We start from the raw sequence: 18,166 nt of genomic DNA on the forward strand, positions 1-18,166 counted from the left end.
CTGGAGTGCTGTACTTCCGCTCAATGGACGCTAGCACCGGAAAGGGCCGGGTGGGGGGCTTACATTCCACAAGGACCGGAATCGGACAAGTAATTCAAGATCCATGAACCGATGGCGTGCCGGAGTAATTGTGATCGGCTGGGCGGCGTCGATGAGTTTTCCATGAGAAGGACATGAAAAGCGTGAGAATTGGGCTCCGGGCATACCGCGCCCTGCATAATCCGTGCGTGAATTGACGTGCCGCCCCGGAAACGAGAGCTCCGGGGAACCCCGTGTGCGGTGCTGCCGTCCGGAGGAGGGCCCGCGGGCCCTCCTCCGAACGGCTCGTGCGGGTGGGGTCAGCTCGACTGCGCCTCGTCGTAGAGGTTCTCGGCGTCGTCACCGAAGTACGGCCCGAACATCGTGTTCGGCAGGAAGGTGTAGCCGAAGCTGTTCACCGAGGACTGCAGGCCGGTGCCGGTGGCCTCGTCGAAACCGGTGAACCAGGGGCCGCCGCTGGAGCCGCCCGTCATGTTGCAGGACAGGCCGTGGTCCGTGGAGAACAGCGGGTCCTTGATGGTGTTGCCGCTGCAGTAGATGAGTTTGCTGCCGTCGTACGGCGAGGCGGCGGGGTAGCCGAAGGCGTACATCGGCTTGTTGTAGCCGGTGTTGAAGGCGAGGCCCTGGCCGCCGACGACGTCGGTCAGCTGCTGACCGCCGACCGGGGTGACGACCGCGGCGCCCACGTCGTAGTTGATGTCCTCGCTCGCCGTCCACTGCGGTGTCGCGAGGGTCTTGGCGGCGGACCACTTGCCGTACGGGTCCTGGCCGTCGTGGTAGCCGGGCACGAAGACCCAGTTGGTGTGCCAGGCGCCGTTCAGCTTCACGCAGTGCCCCGCGGTGATCACCGTGCTCTTGTTCGCGCTGGTGACGGCGTTGCCCGAACAGGAGGCGGTGCGGCCCTGATAGGTGAAGAACACCCGGCCGGCGGTGTGCGTCACGGCGCCGCCGCCGGTCCACGGGCCGCCCGCCTGCGGGAAGGACCTGAGCGCGGGGGCGGGCGCGGTGGTGCGGGGGAGGCTGGGGCGTACGGTGCGTTCGGCGCCGCGCCGTACGGACGGGGAGGCCGTGTCCGCCGCCTTGCCGGAAGGTTTCGCCGACGCTTCGGGGCCGGCCGTGCGCAGGTCGAGCGGGGTCGCCTCGCGCATCCGCTGCGCCGTCCAGAAGCCGGCCGCGGAGGAGGACGCACCCGTGGCCGCGGTGCCCGCGGCGCCGGCCGTGCCCGCCGTACCGGCCGCGCCGGCCGGGCCCGCCTGGAGAGCCGAGACGAGCAGGGCGCCGACGGCGGTCAGGGCACCGGCGACCGCACGGGACACACCGCGACCGCGGGTGCCGGGGAATGTGCTGACGATTCGTCTCACGCGTGACTCCTTCTGCGGGGCCGCGTGGTGGCGAACCGCGCGGCCGTCGACTACGTGGCCGCGGGTCCCGCGGCCCGGCAGATGAGCGGTGCGGATGGACGTGCGTCAGGAAGAGTCCCACCGGACGCGCCGTCTGTCAGGAGCGCGTCGCGGGGAAGTCCGGAAGCCGGTCGGTGGCCGGCGGGCGTGTCAGCCGCGGCCGATGTACGGCATCGCCGTCGCCATCACCGTGGCGAACTGGACGTTCGCCCCGAGCGGCAGCCCCGCCATGTGCAGGACCGTACGGGCCACGTCCGCCGCGTCCATCACCGGTTCGACCGCCGTGGTGCCGTTGGCCTGCGGGATGCCGGTCCGCATCCGTCCGGTCATCTCGGTCGCCGCGTTGCCGATGTCGATCTGCCCGCAGGCGATGTCGTACGGGCGGCCGTCCAGGGAGAGCGACTTGGTCAGGCCGGTCACCGCGTGCTTGGTGGCGGTGTACGCGATCGAGTGCGGGCGCGGCGTGTGCGCGGAGACGGAGCCGTTGTTGATGATGCGGCCGCCGCGCGGGTCCTGCTCCTTCATCGTGCGGAAGGCGGCCTGGGCGCAGAGGAAGGCGCCGGTGAGGTTGACGTCGACGACCGTGCGCCAGTCGTCGTACGACAGTTCGTCCAGCGGTACCGGCGGCCCGAACGTACCGGCGTTGTTGAAGAGCAGGTCCAGCCGGCCGAAGCGGTCGCGTACGGCGGCGAAGAGGGCGTCCACCTGGTCGGGGCGGGACACGTCGGACGGCACGCACAGGGTGCCGGGGCCTCCGGGGCCGTGTGTGGCCTGCGCCGCCCGGCGGGCGGTCTCCTCCAGGGCCTCCGGGCGCCGTCCGGCGAGCGCCAGCGACCAGCCGGCCCCGGCGAGGGCCAGGGCGACGGCGCGGCCGATGCCGGACCCGGCACCGGTGATCAGGGCGGTCGGTGCGGCCGGTGCGGGTGCGCGCGTGGTGTCGGGTGTCGTCATGGCGGCAGGGTAGGGCGCGGGGCGGGCGCCCGGGGAGTCGGCTCTCCGCTCAGCCGGTGCCGTGGAAGTCCTTGAGTACCGCGGCCTTGGCGGCGGAGAACTCCTCGGCGGTCAGGATGCCGTCGCGGTGGAGTTCGCCGAGCTCCCGCAGGCGGCGCAGCAGTACGTCGGCGCCGTCCCCGCCGCTGCCGGCGCCCGTGCCGCCCGCGTCCGCCGCCTTCTCCAGGGCCGGTGCGGCCGGTGGCCCGGCGACCGCCCCCGCCTCCGGCCCGGCCACCGCTCCCGGCGCGGCCCCGCCCGACGGGTGCGGCAGCCGCGCCGCGACCGCCGCCGCGAGCAGGGCGGTGCGGCCGCTCTCCTTCTTGAAGCCCCACAGCTCGATGGCGTTCGGGTCGTGCTCCGGCTTGAGCTTCGCCGTGACGCCCTTCGGCCGGAAGCGCAGATAGCCGGATTCCAGGCCGGAGGCGGGGCGCCAGTCCACCCCGGCCAGGTCCGCGAGGGCGAAGTCCCGGGCGCCCGCGTGCTTCTTGCTCTCGCTGGTGGTCCAGCGCCAGTCGATGTGCACATGCTCCCCGTCGAAGGTCGCCACACCGTCCACGCCCGCGGCGGACAGCGGTACGGCGGGCCCCGGCAGCAGGTAGCGGTCGGTGGGCCCGGTCGCCACCTGGTCGAGGAGCATGGCCTGGCGCACCTCGTCGGCGAAGTACTCGGCGACGCCGGTCCGGTCCGGGTCCACGGCCACCTGGTACGGGTTCGCGTCGTCCGGCAGGCCGCCGCCGGTGACGTACAGCAGCGGGTCCGCGCCGTCCCGCAGCCGCAGGCGCAACCGCCCGCCCTTGCGGGCCGGTTCGTAGGCGATGCCCGCCAGCGCCTCCAGGGGCACGGAGGTCTCGCCCAGGTCCTGCCGCAGCCGGTGCACGCCCCGGTCCCGCCCCGGCACGATCCACACCCGGTCGCCGTCGAAGGACCAGGTGCCGTCGCGCGCCATCAGTTCAGCCATGCCCGAATCCTACGGAAACGCCGCCCCGGTGGCGGAGGGTGCGATCCGCCGTCACCGGGGCCGCCGGGCCCGCCGTGATTGTCCTGTGGCGTCCGATACGGGCGCAGACATCACCCGGTTGTCATGCGTGCGTCGAGCGTGCGACAGCGGAGCGCCGTACTCCGCCCCTCCAATCGCTGGTGACAACACCAGTCCAGGGAGGGGCAGATGGCCCGTCAAGGTCAGTACGAGCAGGACGCGCGGCCCGAGCAGGGGCCCCAGGGCGCACCGCACACGCAGGAGATGCGGGCCGCCGCCGCACAGCTCGCCCGGCGCCGCTTCCTCACCGGCACCGGGGCCGCCGCGGCGCTGGCCTTCGCGGCCAACCTGCCGGGCACCGGCGTCGCGTACGCCGCCGCCGAGGCCGATGCCCGCAAGATCACCGAGAATCCCTTCACCCTCGGCGTGGCCTCCGGCGACCCGCTGCCCGGCTCCGTCGTGCTCTGGACCCGGCTGGCCCCGAAGCCGTACGAGCCGGGCAGCGGTATGCCCCAGGCGCGCGTCACGGTGCGCTGGGAGGTCGCGTACGACGAGAAGTTCCGGCGCCTGGCGGGGCGCGGACGGGCCGAGGCGCACCCGGAGTTCAACCACGCGGTGCACATAGAGGCCACCGGCCTCGCGCCGGACCGCGTCTACTACTACCGCTTCCGCGCCGGGAACTGGATCAGCCCGGTCGGCCGCACCCGCACCGCCCCCGCGCGCGGCGCGAAGAACAACGAACTGCGGCTGGGCGTCGTCTCCTGCCAGGCGTACCACGACGGCTACTACACCGCCCACCGCCACCTCGCCGCCGAGGACCTCGACGTCGTCTTCCATCTGGGCGACTACCTGTACGAGTACCCGGTGGACGCCGTCGGCGGCGCCCGCAGGTACACCGACCGCAAGCTGCCCGCCCGCTTCAACCGCGAGACGGTGACGCTGGAGGACTACCGGCTGCGGTACGCGCTCTACAAGTCCGACCCCGACCTCCAGGCCGCGCACGCCGCGCACCCGTTCATCGTCACCTGGGACGACCACGAGGTGGAGAACAACTACGCCGACGACATCAGCGAGAACAACGCCCCCAAGGGTGAGTTCCTGCTGCGCCGGGCCGCCGCCTACCGCGCGTACTGGGAGAACCAGCCGCTGCGCCGCCCGCAGCGCCCGTACGGCCCGGACGCCAGGCTCTACCGCCGCGTGCACTACGGGCAGCTCGCCCAGTTCGACGTCATGGACACCCGCCAGTACCGCTCCGACCAGGCGTACGGCGACGGCTGGCACGCCCCGGGCCCCGAGTCCACCAACCCGGCCCGCACGCTGACCGGCAAGGAGCAGGAGCGCTGGCTCATCGACGGCTGGCGGTCCTCCACGGCGCTGTGGAACGTGCTGCCGCAGCAGGTCACCTTCTCCGAGCGGCGCAACGCCACCGGGCCCGGCTACAAGCTCAGCATGGACTCCTGGGACGGCTACCCGGCCTCCCGCGAGCGGGTGCTGAAGGGGGTGGAGGCGGCGGGCGTGGACAACCTCGTCGTGCTGACCGGTGACGTGCACGTGCACTACGCGTTCGACGTCAAGCGGGACTTCCGGGACGAGAAGTCGCGCACGGCGGGCGTGGAGTTCGTGACCACCTCGATCGCCAGCGGCGAGGACGGCGCGGACAAGCCCGCCAACTGGGGCACGTACATGGCGGCCAACCCGCACATGAAGTTCTACAACGGCCGCCGCGGCTACCTGCGGGTCACGCTGGACCGGGAGAAGGCGCGCGCCGACTTCCGCACGGTGTCGGCGGTCACGAAGCCGGGGGCGCCGGTGATCACGGCCGGGTCGTTCGTGTCCGAGGCGGGCGACCCGGGGCTCAAACCGGCCTGAGGCCCGTACGACGGGGGCCGGCCGTGCGGGCCCGCGGCGGGCCCGCCCGCTGGTCCTAGGCCCTGCGACCCGGTTCCAAGGTCGCAGAGCCCCGTCCGAAGGTCTGGCCGAAAGCGCGCCGGGGGCCGTTCCGTGCATGACACCATGGTCAGGCCATCAATCATCCATGGAGACACTCATGACGGACCCCGGTACCGGAACGACGGAAACCCAGGACAGCGTTCCGATAGCCGAGCGGGACGTGGCGGCGGCGCCCGCCGCGTCCCGCCGCACCAGCCTGCTCGTCACCCTCATCCTCGGCGGCCTGACCGCGGTGCCGCCGCTCTCCATGGACATGTACCTCCCGGCCCTGCCGGAGGTCACCAACGCGCTGCACAGCCCGGCCGCCACCGTCCAGCTCACCCTGACCACCTGCCTCGCGGGCATGGCCCTGGGGCAGATGGTGGTCGGTCCGATGAGCGACAAGTGGGGGCGCCGCCGCCCGCTGCTCGTCGGCATGATCATCTACATCGTGGCCACCGCGCTGTGCGCCCTGGCCACCAACGCCGAACTGCTCATCGCCTTCCGCCTGCTCCAGGGCCTGGCGGGCGCGGCCGGCATCGTCATCGCGCGGGCCGTCGTACGCGACCTGTACGACGGCGTGGCGATGGCGCGGTTCTTCTCCACCCTGATGCTGATCTCCGGCGTCGCCCCCGTCGTCGCGCCGCTGATCGGCGGGCAGATCCTGCGGATCACCGACTGGCGCGGCGTCTTCGTCGTGCTGACCGTGGTCGGCATCCTGCTCACCCTGCTGGTCTGGCGCCGCCTGCACGAGACGCTGCCGCCCGAACGCCGGCACTCCGGCGGCCTCGCCGAGGCCCTGCACACCATGCGCTCCCTCCTCGCCGACCGCGCCTTCTCCGGCTACCTGATCGTCGGCGCGTTCGCCTTCGCCGCGCTGTTCGCGTACATCTCCGCCTCGCCGTTCGTGATCCAGGAGATCTACGGCGCCTCCCCGCAGACCTTCAGCCTGCTGTTCGGCGTCAACTCCGTGGGCCTGGTCCTGGTCGGCCAGATCAACGGCAAGGTGCTGGTCGGCCGGGTCAGCCTGGACGTGGTGCTGGGCATCGGCCTGAGCGTGATCACCGCCGCCGCGACGGCGCTGCTGCTGATGGCCGGCGGCGTCTTCGGCGACGTCGGACTGTGGCCGATGGCCGCCGGGCTGTTCGTCCTGATGTCCGCGATGGGCCTGGTCATGCCGTCGGCGAACACCAAGGCGCTGCTGCGCTCCGGACACGCGGCGGGCTCCGCCTCGGCCCTGCTGGGCACCTCCACCTTCCTCCTGGGCTCCGTCGCCTCGCCGCTGGTCGGCATCGCGGGCGAGCACACCGCCGTACCGATGGCCGTCGTCCAGCTCTCCTGTGGCGTACTGGCGCTGCTGAGCTTCCTGGGACTGTGCCGCCCGTGGCAGCGTAGGGAGGAGACCGCCACCGGGACCGGCGAGAGGACCAGGCTCTGAACGCAACGGGACTGCGATACGGCACCCCCGCAGCGGCGGGGCTGGACCCCGCCTGGATGCGGCGCCTCCTGAGCGGGGTGCGGGAGGCGACCGAGGGCCCGGCCCCCTGGTGCGCGGGTGCCGTGGTGCTCGCCGGGCGCGGCCCGGTGGTCGCCGCCGAGGAGGCGGCGGGCTGGGCGCTGCGCTACGCGGGGTACGACCCCGGGAGCGACCGCGGGGTGGAGCTGCCCCCGGAGCGCCGGGAGCCGATGCGCGTCGGCACCGTCTTCGACCTGGCCTCGCTGACCAAACTGTGCACCGCGATCGTGGCGGTGCAGCAGGTGGAGCGGGGCCTGCTGGACCTGGGTGCCGCGGCGGCCCGGTGGCTGCCGGGCTTCGCCGCCGGAATCACCGTCCGCCACCTGCTTACGCACACCTCCGGTCTGCGTCCGGAGCTGCCGTTCTACGAGCGCCGGGGGCGCGCGGCCCAGATGGAGCTGCTGTGGCAGGAGGCGGCGGCGCCCGCCGGGCCGCCCGGCGGCGCGTACCGCTACTCCGACCTCAACCTCATCGCCCTTCAGCTGGTCCTGGAACGGCTCACCGGGCAGCGGCTGGACGCCCTCGTGGCGCAGGGGATCACCGGCCCGCTGGGCATGGCCAGTACGGCGTTCGGGCCGCTGGCCCCGGCGGGCGTGGCCGCGACCGAGGACCAGCGGCGGCCGTGGGCCAAGGCGGACCGCGGCATGGTGCGCGGGGTGGTGCACGACGAGAACGCGTGGGCGCTGGGCGGCGTCGCCGGGCACGCGGGCCTCTTCTCCACGGCGCAGGACCTGGCGGTGCTGTGCCGGGCACTGCTCGGCGGCGGCGCGTACGGCCCGGCCCGCATCCTCGGCAAGGAGTCCGTGGGGCTGCTGCTGGACCCGCCGGGCCTCGGATTCGGCGTGGACCAGCCGTGGTTCATGGGTGAGCTGGCGGGGCGCGGCGCGGCCGGGCACACCGGGTTCACCGGGACGAGCCTGGTGCTGGACCGCGCGACCGACACGTTCCTGGTGCTGCTGGCCAACACCGTCCACCCGCGGCGGCGCGAGGCGGGCAGCGCGCCGCGGGCGGCGGCGGCGACCCGCCTGGCGCGGGCGGTACGGGCCGCAGGCAGGCCGCCGGGGACCGGGCCGTGAGCCCCGGGACCACCTTGCGGCGGGCCGGGGAGCCCCGGCGGGCCGCGGGACGGGGCCGGGCGCCCGCCCCGGCCCCGTAAAATGGCCCGAATGCACGACGAACTGCGCGCCGCACTGGCCGGCCTGCTCGACGGCCTGCCGCCCACGCAGGCCGCGCGGGCCGTCGACCGGCTGATCGCCAACTACCGGGGCCGGACCCCGACCGACGCCCCGGTGCTCAGGGACCGCGCGGACGTCGCCGCGTACGCCGCCTACCGGATGCCCGCGACCTTCGAGGCCGTGTGCCACGCGCTGGACGCCTTCGCGGCGCGGCTGCCGGACTGGGCGCCCGCCTCCCACGTGGACATCGGCGGCGGCACCGGCGCCGCGACCTGGGCCGTGGCGGCCACCTGGTCCGGCCACCGCACGACCGTGTACGACTGGGCCGAACCGGCCCTGGACCTGGGCCGCGAACTGGCCGCCGGCGTGCTGCCGGACACCGACTGGCAGCGCCGGGTCATCGGCGCGGGCATGACCGTCCCCGAGGGCACGGACCTGGTCACCGTCTCGTACGTGCTCGGCGAGCTGCGCCCGGAGGACCGCCGGGCGGTCGTCGGCGCCGCCGCCCGCGCGGACGCCGTCGTGCTGATCGAACCCGGCACCCCGGAGGGCTATCTGCGCATCCGCGAGGCCCGCGAGCAGCTCACCGACGCCGGGCTGCGCGTCGTCGCCCCGTGCCCGCACAACGGGGGGTGCCCGATCGTGCCGGGCGAGGACTGGTGCCACATGGCCGCCCGGGTGACCCGCTCGTCGCTGCACCGCCAGGTCAAGGGCGGCTCGCTGCCGTACGAGGACGAGAAGTTCAGCTACGTGGCGGCGGTGCGGCCGGAGGTGGCCGACCGCTCCGCGGCCGGTGGGCTGCCGCTGCTCCCGTCCCGGATCGTCCGCAAGCCCCAGCTCCGCAAGGGCCAGGTCCTGCTGGACCTCTGTACGGAGGAGGGGCTGCGGCGCGACACCGTCACCAAACGGCACGGCGAGCGCTACAAGGCCGCCCGCGACGCCGAGTGGGGCGACGCCTGGGAGCGGCCGGCCGGCTGAGAGCCGGTGCCGGCACCCCGGCCGGGCGTCAGGCCGTCCGTAGCTCCTGCGTGCAGCACTTGACGCTGCCGCCGCCCTTGAGCAGCTCGGTCAGATCCATGCCGACGGGCTCGTATCCGCGCTCCCGCAGCGGCTCGAACAGCCCCACCGCGGCCTGCGGGAGCAGCACGTGCCGGCCGTCGCTGACCGCGTTCAGGCCGAACGCCTCCGCGTCCGCACGCGAGGCGGTCAGGGCGTCGGGGAAGAGGCGGGCCAGCACCGCGCGGCTGCCCGCGGAGAAGGCGCCCGGGTAGTACATGACCTCGGAGTCCGTCGCGTCGTCCAGGACGCACAGCGCCGTGTCGAGGTGGTAGTAGCGCGGGTCGACCAGGTCCAGGCCGATCACCGGGCGGCCGAAGTACTCCTGTGCCTCGGCGTGCGAGAGGGGGCTGCTGCGAAAGCCGCGCCCGGCCAGCAGCCAGGAGGCGGTGACGGCGAAGTCGCCCTCCGCCTCGTTGACGTTCTCCGGCTCGCGGACCTCGGTGAAGCCGTGGTCGCGGAACCACGCCGCGTGCACGGCCGCCTCGCCGCGGCGCTCCTCGAAGGCGAACCGCGCGCCGAGCACCCGGCCGTCCACGACGGTGGCGCCGTTGGCGGCGAAGACCATGTCCGGCAGGTCCGGGCGGGGGCGCAGCTCCTCGACGGTGTGGCCGAGCGCGCGGTAGCGGTCGCGCAGCACCTCCCACTGGGCGAGCGCCAGCGGCAGATCTACGGGTTTGTCCGGGTCCATCCAGGGGTTGATGGAATAGCTGACCTTGAAGTGGGCCGGCGGGCACATCAGGTAGCGCCGGGTGCGGGCGCTGCGCCGCGGTGTACGCAAGGAGGGCTCCTCACGGTGGACGGGACTCGGGAGGCGTACGTGGTGGCGTACGCGCTCAAATCGTCCACCGTGAGGAGCCGTTGCGCAGTGATCCGTTCGGGTGGTTTTCACCCCTGGCGGGTTTCTCCGGCGCCGCGCTGCTCCTGGAGCCTGCGCAGCAGGGCCCGCCGCTGTGCCATGGGGTCCGTGCCGCCCCCCACGCCGTTGCCGCCCCGGCCGCCGCGCAGTGCGCCGCGGGAGAGCTTGCTGCGGGTGCCGCCGACGCCGAGCATGTTGCCCGCGCTGCCCTTGCTCATGGTGATCTCCTTGGTCCGCCGACTGGCGAGACGCTGCGTCTCGCTCGATACCGAGTCTGTGCGAGACGCTCCGTCTTGTCAAGACGATACGTCTCGCCTCATGCGTCGGTAGACTCCGGGCATGGCCAACAAGACAGCCCCCGACGCCACCCGTCGCAGCGAACGCTCGCGCCGCGCCATCTTCGACGCGGCCCTCTCCCTCGTCGGCGAGGTCGGCTACGACAAGCTCACGATCGAGGGCATCGCCGCCCGCGCCGGCGTCGGCAAGCAGACGATCTACCGCTGGTGGTCCTCCAAGGCTGCCGTCCTGCTCGACGCCTTCACCCAGGACGTCGACGGGTACGAGGCGGGCATGCCCGACACCGGCGACCTCGCCGCCGACCTGAAGTTCGTCCTGCGGGCCACCGCCGACGAGTTCAACGACCAGAAGTGGCAGGCCCCCTACCGGGCGCTCGCGGTGGCTGGCGCGAACGACCCGGAGCTGTCGGCGCGGTTCGTCGAGCGGCTGCTGGAGCCGGGCATCAAGGTCTACGTGGACCGGATGCGGGCGGCGCAGGAGGCGGGGGAGATCGGGCCGGAGGTGGATGTGCGGGTGGCGGCCGAGATGGTGCTCAGCCCGTTCTCGCAGCGCTGGCTGATGCGGACCGGAGAGCTGACGTACGCGTACGTGGACACGCTGGTCGACACGGCGCTCGCCGGTCTGCGGCCCCGTACCACCGCGTGAGGCGCGTTCCCCGGGGGTGCGGAAGGTAAAGGAAGGTGAACGAAGTGGGGTGGAAACCTGCCGTATTGGCAGTATTCGCCCGTTCTCCGGTCACCCCGGATACGTACTCCGGTCACCCGAAGAGGAGGATGGTGGCAGCATTGATCCCAGACCACCGCTCGAAGTGAGGGGATAGATGGAACGCAAGAGCAGGTTCTCCCAGTGGCTTCGCCGGCCGAGGAGCGGTTCGGACGGCGGCGATACGGACACGGGATCGGCGGCCGCACAAGGCCGCGAGGACCTGCTGCTGGCAGTCGCCGACGCGGGATTCCCGCTCGCCCCGGCAGCCCACCCCTCCGGCTACGGCTGTTCCTGTGAGCGCATCGGCTGTCCCACGCCCGGACGGCACCCCGTCTCCTTCGGCTGGCAGACCGTCGCCAGCACCGACCGGGAGAAGGTCGCCGCCTGGGCGCGCGCCTATCCGCAGGCCAATTTCATCACCGCCACCGGCATCGCCCACGACGTGCTGGACGTCCCCGTCGAGGCGGGCCGCAGCGCGCTGGAGCGGCTGGAGGCCGCGGGCGTCGAGGTCGGTCCCGTCGCGCTGAGCGGCGCCGCGCTCGGACAGGGCCGGATGCTGTTCTTCACCGCCACCCGCGGCACCCCGGACGACGAGGACGAGTGGTGGCCCTGCGAGCTGGACTGCCATCCGGAGACCATGGACGAGCATCCGGGCCTGCGCTGGCACTGCCGCGGCAGCTATGTCCTCCTGCCGCCCTCCCGGCTGCCCGGCGACCAGCCCGCGGTGTCCTGGCTGCGCGGCCCCGAGCGGCCGGTGCCGGACCCGCTGTCGCTGCTGGAGACGCTCACCGACGCCTGCGCGGAGTACGCGGACCAGCAGCCCGACCACGACCACGAAGCGGCGGCCTGGCCGATCGGCCGCTGACGCACGCTCCCGCCGCCGGGGCCTGCCGCAGCCCCTACAGGGACTTGGCGGACGTCTTCGCCTCCAGCCGGTGCAGGAAGGCGATCTTCCCGGCGGCGCCCTCGGCCGGGACCTTCACCACCTGTTCCGACAGGGTCGTGAAGGTCATCCGGTTGGACGCCTTCGCCGGACCGTCCATGATCCCCTTTATCTCCGCGGGGATGTTGATCCGCGAGCCCTCGGCGACGGTCTTCTGCTGGTGGTAGTAGGTCGAGAAGAAGACCAGCGCCCCGCCGTCCTTGGTGCGCAGCGCGACCGGCGGGAAACCGGACGCCTGGTCCTCGTACTGGATGCGGACGCCCGGCTGCCGGCCCTGCTGGGTCCGCAGCGCCCGCCACCGGTCGGTGTGCGGCCCGGGGGCGAAGACGTCGCCCTTGCCGGTGTTCAGATACGTCGCGAACGTCGCGCCCAGCTTGCCCGGCGCCAGCTTGAGGCCGGAGTCCCTCGCGTCGGCGGGCACCACCTCGGCGTAGCCGTCCCGGTCCGTCTTGAACTGCGGGATCTCGTTCTCGGCCAGCGTGGAGAGGTAGCTCGCCTTCCACTTGGCGCCGACGCCGTCGCGGGTGAACACCAGGAACCACCGCGCGTTGTTGCGGTTGCTGACCGCGTCGGCCAGGAACACCTTCGGCCAGCCCGCCTGCTTGGGCACGGTGAAGTGCGGGCTGGACAGCGCCAGCGGCGGGAACTTGGGGTTGCCCTGCGGACTGACCGTGTGCGCCGCCTTGGTGAGCGCCTGGTCGACGGCGAGCAGTGAGTCCGTCTCGTAGCCCGGGTTCAGCTTCGGGTCCAGCTTGCTGTTGGACGCGTTGAAGCCCTCGGTGAACTGCTGAAGGGCCTTGGTGGCCTCGGCCTTCGACACCGTCGGCAGCATCTCCCGTTCGCCGTGCACGGTCATGCACCCGCTCAGTGTCAGCAGCGCCGCGCTCGCGACGGTCATCGCTACGGGCACCCGGAACGGCGACCTGCGTGTCATGGGGCTCGGGCTCCTTCGGGGCGACCGGGGCCGGGGCGGCCTGGGCGACCGCCGGGGTGGCACGATTCGGCGCAACCCTACCGGGGGCGGTGAGGCGGGCGGGCGCGGGGACCGTATCCGGTGTCCGCACCGTGATCTGCCGGGCGGCCGGGGCGCCGTTCCCGTCCCCGGTGGACGGGCAGGCGCGACGCTCTCGTGTTCCCGTTCCCTCGTCCGAACGGGTTCTTCGGTTCCCGGAAGCGTGTGCTGCCGGTGACGGCGGGTAGGCCGGGATGCCGCGGGCTCGGACGGTCCTGCGGCCCCGCCCCTCCGACTCTCAGGAGCTTGATCGTGTCCATCGCTGCCGACCGGCTTTCCGATCCCGCGGTGCGTGCCTTCGTCACCGCCCTCAACGCGCAGGACCGAGGGGAGTTCCAGGCCGCCCTCGCGCCGGGCGCGACCATGTCCGACGACGGCACGGAGCGGGACCTGGCCGACTGGACCGAACGGGAGGTCTTCTCCTCCAACGGGCGCATGGAGGTCGAGTCCGAGGCGGACGGCGGCCGGTCCTTGACGGCGCTCTACAGCAACGACACGTGGGGCGCGATGCGGACCCGTTGGGCGTTCACCGTCGAGGACGGCAAGGTGAGCCGTTTCGAAACGGGCCAGGCATAGGGATACCCGGTCCGGGCGCCGGGGCCGAAGAACGATTCAGGCCTCGCGCAGCGGCATGACCAGCGGGGCGCCGGTGCGCGGGTGTCCGATCACCTCGACCGGCTGCCGGTAGACCCGGCTCAGCAGCTCCGCGCCGAACACCTCGCCGGGCGGGCCCTGTACGGCGACGAGCCCGTCGTGCAGCAGGGCCGCCCGGTCCGCGTAGGCGGCCGCCAGTCCCAGATCGTGGAGGACGACGGCCACCGCGGCGCCTGCCGCCGCCCGCTCCCGGCAGAGTCGCAGCACCAGTTCCTGGTGGCGCAGGTCCAGCGCGGCGGTCGGCTCGTCCAGCAGCAGCAGCGGGGCCCGTTGCGCCAGGACGCGCGCGAGCGCGACCCGGGCCCGTTCGCCGCCGGACAGCGCCGAGAACGGCCGCTCCGCGAAGCCGGTCACCTCGGTCGCCGCCATCGCCTCCGCCACGGCGGCCTCGTCCTCGTCCTCGCGCGGTGTCCCGGCCCAGGGCGCGCGGCCCATCCGTACGACCTCCTCCACCGTGAAGGGGAAGGACAGGTCGGCGGACTGCGGCAGGACGGCCCGGCGCAGCGCCAGTTCGGGCGCGGTCCAGGCGGTGGCCGGGCGGCCGTCGATCCGTACCTCGCCGGTCGCGGCGGGCAGGTCGGCGGCGAGCGCGGCGAGCAGCGTGGACTTGCCCGCGCCGTTCGGCCCGACGAGCGCCAGTACCCGGCCCGCCGTCACCTCCAGGTCCACGCCGTCCAGGACCGTACGGCCGCCCACCCGTACGCCGAGGCCGCCGGCCTGCGCGTAGGCGGTGCCTTCGGGAACGGGGCCGGGCAGCGCGCGGGCGCGTCCCGCGAACCACGTACCGAGCACCGGAAACCGGCCGCGGCTCATGCCCAGCCCCCTTGCTTGCGACGGGTCCTGCGCAGCAGCCAGAAGAAGAAGGGGCTGCCGCACAGGGCGGTCAGGACGCCCAGCGGCAGTTCCGCCGGCTGGGCCGCCGTGCGGGCGACGAGATCGGCGACGACCAGCACCAGGGCGCCGCCCAGGGCACTGCCCGGGATCAGGAAGCGGTGCCCGGGACCGGCCGCCATCCGCAGCAGGTGCGGGACGAGCAGGCCGACGAAGGTGATGACGCCGGCCACCGCCACGGCCGCCGCGGTGAGCAGCGCGACGACCAGGATGAGGACGACCCGCAGCCGCTCCACGTCGACACCGAGGTGCCGGGCGGGGCGTTCGCCGAGCGCCAGGAGGTCCAGTCTGCGGGCGTAGCAGGGCGCGACGGCCAGCCCGGCGACGGCGCACGGCAGGACGGCCAGGACCTTGGGCCACACGGCCTGGGACAGCGAACCGAGCTGCCAGAAGGTGATCTGGGAGACCTGCGCGTTGTCCGCGAAGAAGAGGAACAGGCCGATCAGCGCGCCCGCGAAGGCGTTCACCGCGATGCCGGTGAGGATCAGCGTGACGACCTCGGTGCGGCCGCCGGAGCGGGAGAGCGCGTAGACGACCAGGACGGTCACCAGACCGGTGACGAACGCGCAGGCCGGCACCGTCCACGTACCGAGGAAGCCGAGGCCGAGCGCGATGGCGCCGACGGCGCCGACCGCCGCGCCCGACGAGATGCCGATGACGCCCGGTTCGGCCAGCGGATTGCCGAACACGCCCTGCATGAGGGCGCCCGCGCAGCCGAGCGAGGAGCCGACGAGCAGCGCCAGGACGACGCGCGGCAGCCGTACGTTCCACAGCACGCTCTCGCCGACCCGGTCCAGCTCCGCGCCGCCGAGGTGCAGATGGTGCAGGAGCGAGCCGAGGACGTCGCCGAGCGGGATGCGGTAGGCGCCGAGACCGGCGGAGAGCAGACAGCCCGCGAGGAGGGCGAGGGCGAGACCGGTGGTCAGCAGGGCGGCGCGGGGGCGGGGGCGGTGGGGGTGTGCGGGGGCTGCTGCGGGGGCCTCCGGCGTGCTCGCGTCCGCATCCGGTTCCGTGTCCGCGCCCGTACCCGTGCCAGGCTCCGTGTGGGGGAGTGGGGTCATCTCACTTCCCCTTGGCGTGGATCTGCTGGACCAGGGAGCGCAGGACGGCGTCCGTGCGCGGCCCGTAGTTGAGGAGCACGCCGTCGTCCACGGAGGCCACCCGCCGGTCCATCCCGGCCGGTGTCTGGGCCACGCCGGGGATCTTCACCAGCCCCTCGACCCCGCCGACGGACGCCAGGCCCTTGGTCATGACCAGGATCACGTCCGGCGCGGCCTTGGCCAGCGCCTCGCTCGTGATCGGGGTGAAGTCCTTCTTCAGGCCGGACTCCTTGCCCGCGTCCACGCCGCCCGCCGCCTCGATCAGCGAGTCCGCGCCGGACCCGGCGCCGCCGATGAGGTAGACGGAGGCCGAGCCGCGCAGGTAGAGGAAGGCCACCCGGGGCCGGTCGGCCGCCTCCGCGCCGCCGTGCGGGATCTCCTTGCGTACGGCGGCGATCCGCTCGCCGGTCCGGGCCTTGAGGGTGTCGCCCGCCTTCCGTACGCCGAGCGCGGCCGCCACCGCGTCGATCCGGGTGCCGACGTCGGCCAGCCGGGTCGTGGGGTCGAAGGTGACGACGGGGACTCCGGCGTCCCGGATCTGGCCGATGGCCTCCGCCGGGCCCGTGGTGGTCTCCGCGAGTACGACGTCGGGCTTGAGCGACAGCACGCTCTCCGCCGACACGTCGTGCGCGCGGGTCACCACGGGCAGCTTCTTCGCCTGCTCGAAGGTGGCAGTGATGTCCCGTGCCACGACCCGGTCGCCGAGTCCGAGGGTGAAGACGATCTCCGAGAGGGAGCCGGTGAGCGGCACGATCCGGTCGGCCTTGCGGACCGTCACGTCCTGGCCGGGGCCCGCCGACCCTACGGTGGCGGGCAGTTCGGGCCGGGGCGCGGGGCCGGGCAGCGGCTCGACGCGGTCGGCGGCGGGCCGGGCGGCGGCCTTCCCCGAGGGGGCGGCGGCGTCCGTGCCGCCGCCGCAGCCGGTGAGCGCGAGGGCGAGCGCCAGAGCGGCGGCGAGCAGCCCGACGGGTCGTGACAGGCGCCGGCTCCCCTGCTCCCGGAAGGTTGCTGTCACTGTCCCGCCTTTCTGTGTACGCCGGTTGCCCGGGGCCCGGTGGTGTGGGAGGGGTCCGGGGACTGTCCCGGGGTTCCGCTTCGAGCGGGCTTAGCTTAGGTTAGCCTTACCTTAACCGCTAGCCCTGAAGGGGTTCCCGATGCTGCCGTTCAGACCGGCCCGCGGCCGTATTCGCGGCCGCGCCCGCGTGCTCGCCGCCGCCTTCCTGATGGCACTGCTGGGCACGCTGCTGCCCGCGCTGCCTGCGGCCACCGCGCACGCCGCGGCCCGCACGGTCGCGGGCGGACGGCTGGACTGGGGCATCAAATCCTCCTTCCAGTCGTACGTCACCGGGCCCATCGCACACGGCAGTTGGACCCTGAACGGCGGCGCCGCCACGGTCGGCGACAGCCGGTTCCGCTTCCACTCCGCCACCGGCAGCTACGACCCGGACAGCGGCGCCCTGACGGCCGGCTTCTCCGGCGGCGTCCACTTCACCGGCCACCGCAAGCCGGACGGCTCGTACGAGATGGACCTGACCATCAGCCGCCCCCAGGTCGCCGTCGCCGACGGCCGCGGCACCCTCTACGCCGACATGACCAGCAAGGAGAAGGGCACCGGCCGCGTCACCACGGCCGCACGGGTGCCGCTGGCCACGCTGGAACTCGGGGGCGTCGACACCCGGGGCGGCGGCACGCCCATCGCGCTGACGAACGTCCCGGCGAAGCTGACCGCGCAGGGCGCGCGGGCCTTCGCCGGCTACTACACGGAAGGCACGCAGCTCGACCCGGTGAGCCTGTCGGCGGACGTACGGGCGGACGGGGAACGGAGCACGGCGGCACCGCAGGCGTCCCCGTCCGGCGACGACACCGACAAGGGCAAGGACGCCCGGCACGGGTCCTTCACCGAGGCCGCCGTCGACTGGGGCGTCCGCCGCACCTTCCGCGAGTACGTCACGGGCAGCATCGCCCAGGGCAAGTGGCAGCTGTCCGACGGCGCCCAGGACGGCGGCGCGCTCTTCCGCTTCCCGCACGGCAAGGGTACGTACGACGCCGAAGCAGGCACCCTGAAGGCCGGCTTCACCGGAACCCTCCGCTTCACCGGCAAGAACCTGGACCTCACCCTCACCGCCGTCTCGGTCACGGTCGAGGACGGCCGCGGCACCCTCGCCGCCGACGTCACGACCGGCGGCAGGACCGGCAGGGCCACCCCGCTGGCCACCTTCGAGGCGAAGCGGCTCACACCCGAGAAGGGCCTCATCAAGCTCACCGAGGCACCAGCACAGCTCACCGCCGAGGGCGCCGAGGCGTTCGGCGGCCTCTACCGGGCGGGCACGGACATGGACCCCGTCTCGCTCGCGGTGGCCGTCGACAAGAAGGCCGCGCTGCCCGCCCTCCCCGACCTCGGCTCCGACCCCAAGGCCGCGCCCGCGGACGGCAAGCAGGCGAAGCAGGCCGCCCCCGAGCAGGCCGCTGCCGCCTCGTCCGGCTCCGCCCGCACCGTCATCCTCCTCGTCGCGGCCGGCGTGCTGCTCGTCGCCGTCGCCGCCTTCCTCGTCCTGCGCGCCCGTCGTCGTACGACACCCACGGCACCCCCGCAGGACTGACCCCACCCCACCGCACCCCAC

General features: G+C 73.5%; 17 protein-coding genes. 8 read left to right on the forward strand and 9 right to left on the reverse strand.

Annotation, left to right across the window (positions count from 1 at the left end):
- Nucleotides 1-338: 338 nt before the first annotated feature.
- From ACFV57_RS25200 to ACFV57_RS25210, 3 genes are all read right to left on the reverse strand, one after another.
- Entirely contained in the window at nucleotides 339-1,400 is a 1,062-nt protein-coding gene (locus ACFV57_RS25200; RefSeq protein ID WP_385236526.1) for a trypsin-like serine peptidase, read from the reverse strand.
- A gap of 189 nt (nucleotides 1,401-1,589) precedes the next feature.
- On the reverse strand, nucleotides 1,590-2,390 hold the full coding sequence (locus tag ACFV57_RS25205; protein WP_385236529.1) for an SDR family oxidoreductase: 801 nt from the start codon (nucleotides 2,388-2,390) through the stop codon (nucleotides 1,590-1,592).
- A 49-nt stretch (nucleotides 2,391-2,439) separates the two neighbouring features.
- Nucleotides 2,440-3,390: a DUF4429 domain-containing protein gene (locus ACFV57_RS25210; RefSeq protein ID WP_385236532.1), complete on the reverse strand. Its 951-nt coding sequence runs from the start codon at nucleotides 3,388-3,390 to the stop codon at nucleotides 2,440-2,442.
- 282 nt (nucleotides 3,391-3,672) lie between these two features.
- On the opposite strand from ACFV57_RS25210, the gene ACFV57_RS25215 reads away from it, so the two are divergent.
- The 4 genes from ACFV57_RS25215 to ACFV57_RS25230 all read left to right on the forward strand — a co-directional run bounded on the left by ACFV57_RS25215 (nucleotide 3,673) and on the right by ACFV57_RS25230 (nucleotide 9,006).
- Nucleotides 3,673-5,277, forward strand: a complete 1,605-nt coding sequence (locus tag ACFV57_RS25215) for an alkaline phosphatase D family protein (protein ID WP_385236810.1) — start codon at nucleotides 3,673-3,675, stop codon at nucleotides 5,275-5,277.
- A gap of 178 nt (nucleotides 5,278-5,455) precedes the next feature.
- The gene (locus ACFV57_RS25220; RefSeq protein ID WP_385236535.1) at nucleotides 5,456-6,775 is read left to right on the forward strand and encodes a multidrug effflux MFS transporter; all 1,320 of its coding nucleotides are present in this window, start codon (nucleotides 5,456-5,458) and stop codon (nucleotides 6,773-6,775) included.
- A gap of 56 nt (nucleotides 6,776-6,831) precedes the next feature.
- Nucleotides 6,832-7,929 carry a serine hydrolase domain-containing protein gene (locus ACFV57_RS25225; RefSeq protein ID WP_385236538.1) on the forward strand — a complete coding sequence of 366 codons (1,098 nt, stop codon included), beginning with the start codon at nucleotides 6,832-6,834 and terminating at the stop codon, nucleotides 7,927-7,929.
- 90 nt (nucleotides 7,930-8,019) lie between these two features.
- The gene (locus ACFV57_RS25230) at nucleotides 8,020-9,006 is read left to right on the forward strand and encodes a small ribosomal subunit Rsm22 family protein (protein WP_385236541.1); all 987 of its coding nucleotides are present in this window, start codon (nucleotides 8,020-8,022) and stop codon (nucleotides 9,004-9,006) included.
- A 28-nt stretch (nucleotides 9,007-9,034) separates the two neighbouring features.
- On the opposite strand, the gene ddaH is transcribed toward ACFV57_RS25230, so the two are convergent.
- Together ddaH and ACFV57_RS25240 are read right to left on the reverse strand one after the other, a co-directional pair.
- Entirely contained in the window at nucleotides 9,035-9,865 is an 831-nt protein-coding gene (gene ddaH / locus ACFV57_RS25235) for a dimethylargininase (protein WP_385236544.1), read from the reverse strand.
- 107 nt (nucleotides 9,866-9,972) lie between these two features.
- Nucleotides 9,973-10,161: a DUF6243 family protein gene (locus ACFV57_RS25240; RefSeq protein WP_030019783.1), complete on the reverse strand. Its 189-nt coding sequence runs from the start codon at nucleotides 10,159-10,161 to the stop codon at nucleotides 9,973-9,975.
- 121 nt (nucleotides 10,162-10,282) lie between these two features.
- On the opposite strand from ACFV57_RS25240, the gene ACFV57_RS25245 reads away from it, so the two are divergent.
- Nucleotides 10,283-10,885: a TetR/AcrR family transcriptional regulator gene (locus ACFV57_RS25245; RefSeq protein WP_385236547.1), complete on the forward strand. Its 603-nt coding sequence runs from the start codon at nucleotides 10,283-10,285 to the stop codon at nucleotides 10,883-10,885.
- A gap of 175 nt (nucleotides 10,886-11,060) precedes the next feature.
- Entirely contained in the window at nucleotides 11,061-11,810 is a 750-nt protein-coding gene (locus ACFV57_RS25250; protein WP_385236550.1) for a bifunctional DNA primase/polymerase, read from the forward strand.
- Between the two features lie 34 nt (nucleotides 11,811-11,844).
- On the opposite strand, the gene ACFV57_RS25255 is transcribed toward ACFV57_RS25250, so the two are convergent.
- Nucleotides 11,845-12,822, reverse strand: coding sequence for a hypothetical protein (locus ACFV57_RS25255; protein ID WP_385236553.1), 978 nt, complete (start codon nucleotides 12,820-12,822; stop codon nucleotides 11,845-11,847).
- A gap of 330 nt (nucleotides 12,823-13,152) precedes the next feature.
- Between ACFV57_RS25255 and ACFV57_RS25260 the strand changes: the two genes are divergently transcribed.
- Nucleotides 13,153-13,476: a nuclear transport factor 2 family protein gene (locus tag ACFV57_RS25260; protein ID WP_385236556.1), complete on the forward strand. Its 324-nt coding sequence runs from the start codon at nucleotides 13,153-13,155 to the stop codon at nucleotides 13,474-13,476.
- A gap of 36 nt (nucleotides 13,477-13,512) precedes the next feature.
- On the opposite strand, the gene ACFV57_RS25265 is transcribed toward ACFV57_RS25260, so the two are convergent.
- The 3 genes from ACFV57_RS25265 to ACFV57_RS25275 are packed head-to-tail and all read right to left on the reverse strand — an operon-like array spanning nucleotide 13,513 to nucleotide 16,560.
- On the reverse strand, nucleotides 13,513-14,367 hold the full coding sequence (locus tag ACFV57_RS25265) for a heme ABC transporter ATP-binding protein (RefSeq protein WP_385236559.1): 855 nt from the start codon (nucleotides 14,365-14,367) through the stop codon (nucleotides 13,513-13,515).
- Nucleotides 14,364-15,506, reverse strand: coding sequence for a FecCD family ABC transporter permease (locus ACFV57_RS25270; protein WP_385236562.1), 1,143 nt, complete (start codon nucleotides 15,504-15,506; stop codon nucleotides 14,364-14,366). The genes ACFV57_RS25265 and ACFV57_RS25270 overlap by 4 nt, the downstream gene beginning before the upstream one ends.
- Before the next feature lies 1 nt (nucleotide 15,507).
- Entirely contained in the window at nucleotides 15,508-16,560 is a 1,053-nt protein-coding gene (locus ACFV57_RS25275) for a hemin ABC transporter substrate-binding protein (RefSeq protein ID WP_385236565.1), read from the reverse strand.
- A 139-nt stretch (nucleotides 16,561-16,699) separates the two neighbouring features.
- Between ACFV57_RS25275 and ACFV57_RS25280 the strand changes: the two genes are divergently transcribed.
- Nucleotides 16,700-18,145, forward strand: coding sequence for an HtaA domain-containing protein (locus ACFV57_RS25280; RefSeq protein ID WP_385236568.1), 1,446 nt, complete (start codon nucleotides 16,700-16,702; stop codon nucleotides 18,143-18,145).
- The last annotated feature ends 21 nt before the right edge of the window (nucleotides 18,146-18,166 follow it).

This window comes from Streptomyces sp. NPDC059788 (genome assembly GCF_042732265.1).
GTDB lineage: Bacteria > Actinomycetota > Actinomycetes > Streptomycetales > Streptomycetaceae > Streptomyces.

Excerpts from the sequence above, each read along its gene's own strand:
- ACFV57_RS25270 (WP_385236562.1), bottom strand. The coding sequence starts at position 15,506 with ATGACCCCACTCCCCCACACGGAGCCTGGCACGGGTACGGGCGCGGAC.
- ACFV57_RS25250 (WP_385236550.1), top strand. The coding sequence starts at position 11,061 with ATGGAACGCAAGAGCAGGTTCTCCCAGTGGCTTCGCCGGCCGAGGAGC.
- ACFV57_RS25240 (WP_030019783.1), bottom strand. The coding sequence starts at position 10,161 with ATGAGCAAGGGCAGCGCGGGCAACATGCTCGGCGTCGGCGGCACCCGC.
- ACFV57_RS25215 (WP_385236810.1), top strand. The coding sequence starts at position 3,673 with ATGCGGGCCGCCGCCGCACAGCTCGCCCGGCGCCGCTTCCTCACCGGC.
- ACFV57_RS25230 (WP_385236541.1), top strand. The coding sequence starts at position 8,020 with ATGCACGACGAACTGCGCGCCGCACTGGCCGGCCTGCTCGACGGCCTG.
- ACFV57_RS25225 (WP_385236538.1), top strand. The coding sequence starts at position 6,832 with ATGCGGCGCCTCCTGAGCGGGGTGCGGGAGGCGACCGAGGGCCCGGCC.
- ACFV57_RS25265 (WP_385236559.1), bottom strand. The coding sequence starts at position 14,367 with ATGAGCCGCGGCCGGTTTCCGGTGCTCGGTACGTGGTTCGCGGGACGC.
- ACFV57_RS25280 (WP_385236568.1), top strand. The coding sequence starts at position 16,700 with ATGCTGCCGTTCAGACCGGCCCGCGGCCGTATTCGCGGCCGCGCCCGC.
- ACFV57_RS25245 (WP_385236547.1), top strand. The coding sequence starts at position 10,283 with ATGGCCAACAAGACAGCCCCCGACGCCACCCGTCGCAGCGAACGCTCG.
- ACFV57_RS25220 (WP_385236535.1), top strand. The coding sequence starts at position 5,456 with ATGACGGACCCCGGTACCGGAACGACGGAAACCCAGGACAGCGTTCCG.
- ACFV57_RS25255 (WP_385236553.1), bottom strand. The coding sequence starts at position 12,822 with ATGACACGCAGGTCGCCGTTCCGGGTGCCCGTAGCGATGACCGTCGCG.
- ACFV57_RS25205 (WP_385236529.1), bottom strand. The coding sequence starts at position 2,390 with ATGACGACACCCGACACCACGCGCGCACCCGCACCGGCCGCACCGACC.
- ACFV57_RS25210 (WP_385236532.1), bottom strand. The coding sequence starts at position 3,390 with ATGGCTGAACTGATGGCGCGCGACGGCACCTGGTCCTTCGACGGCGAC.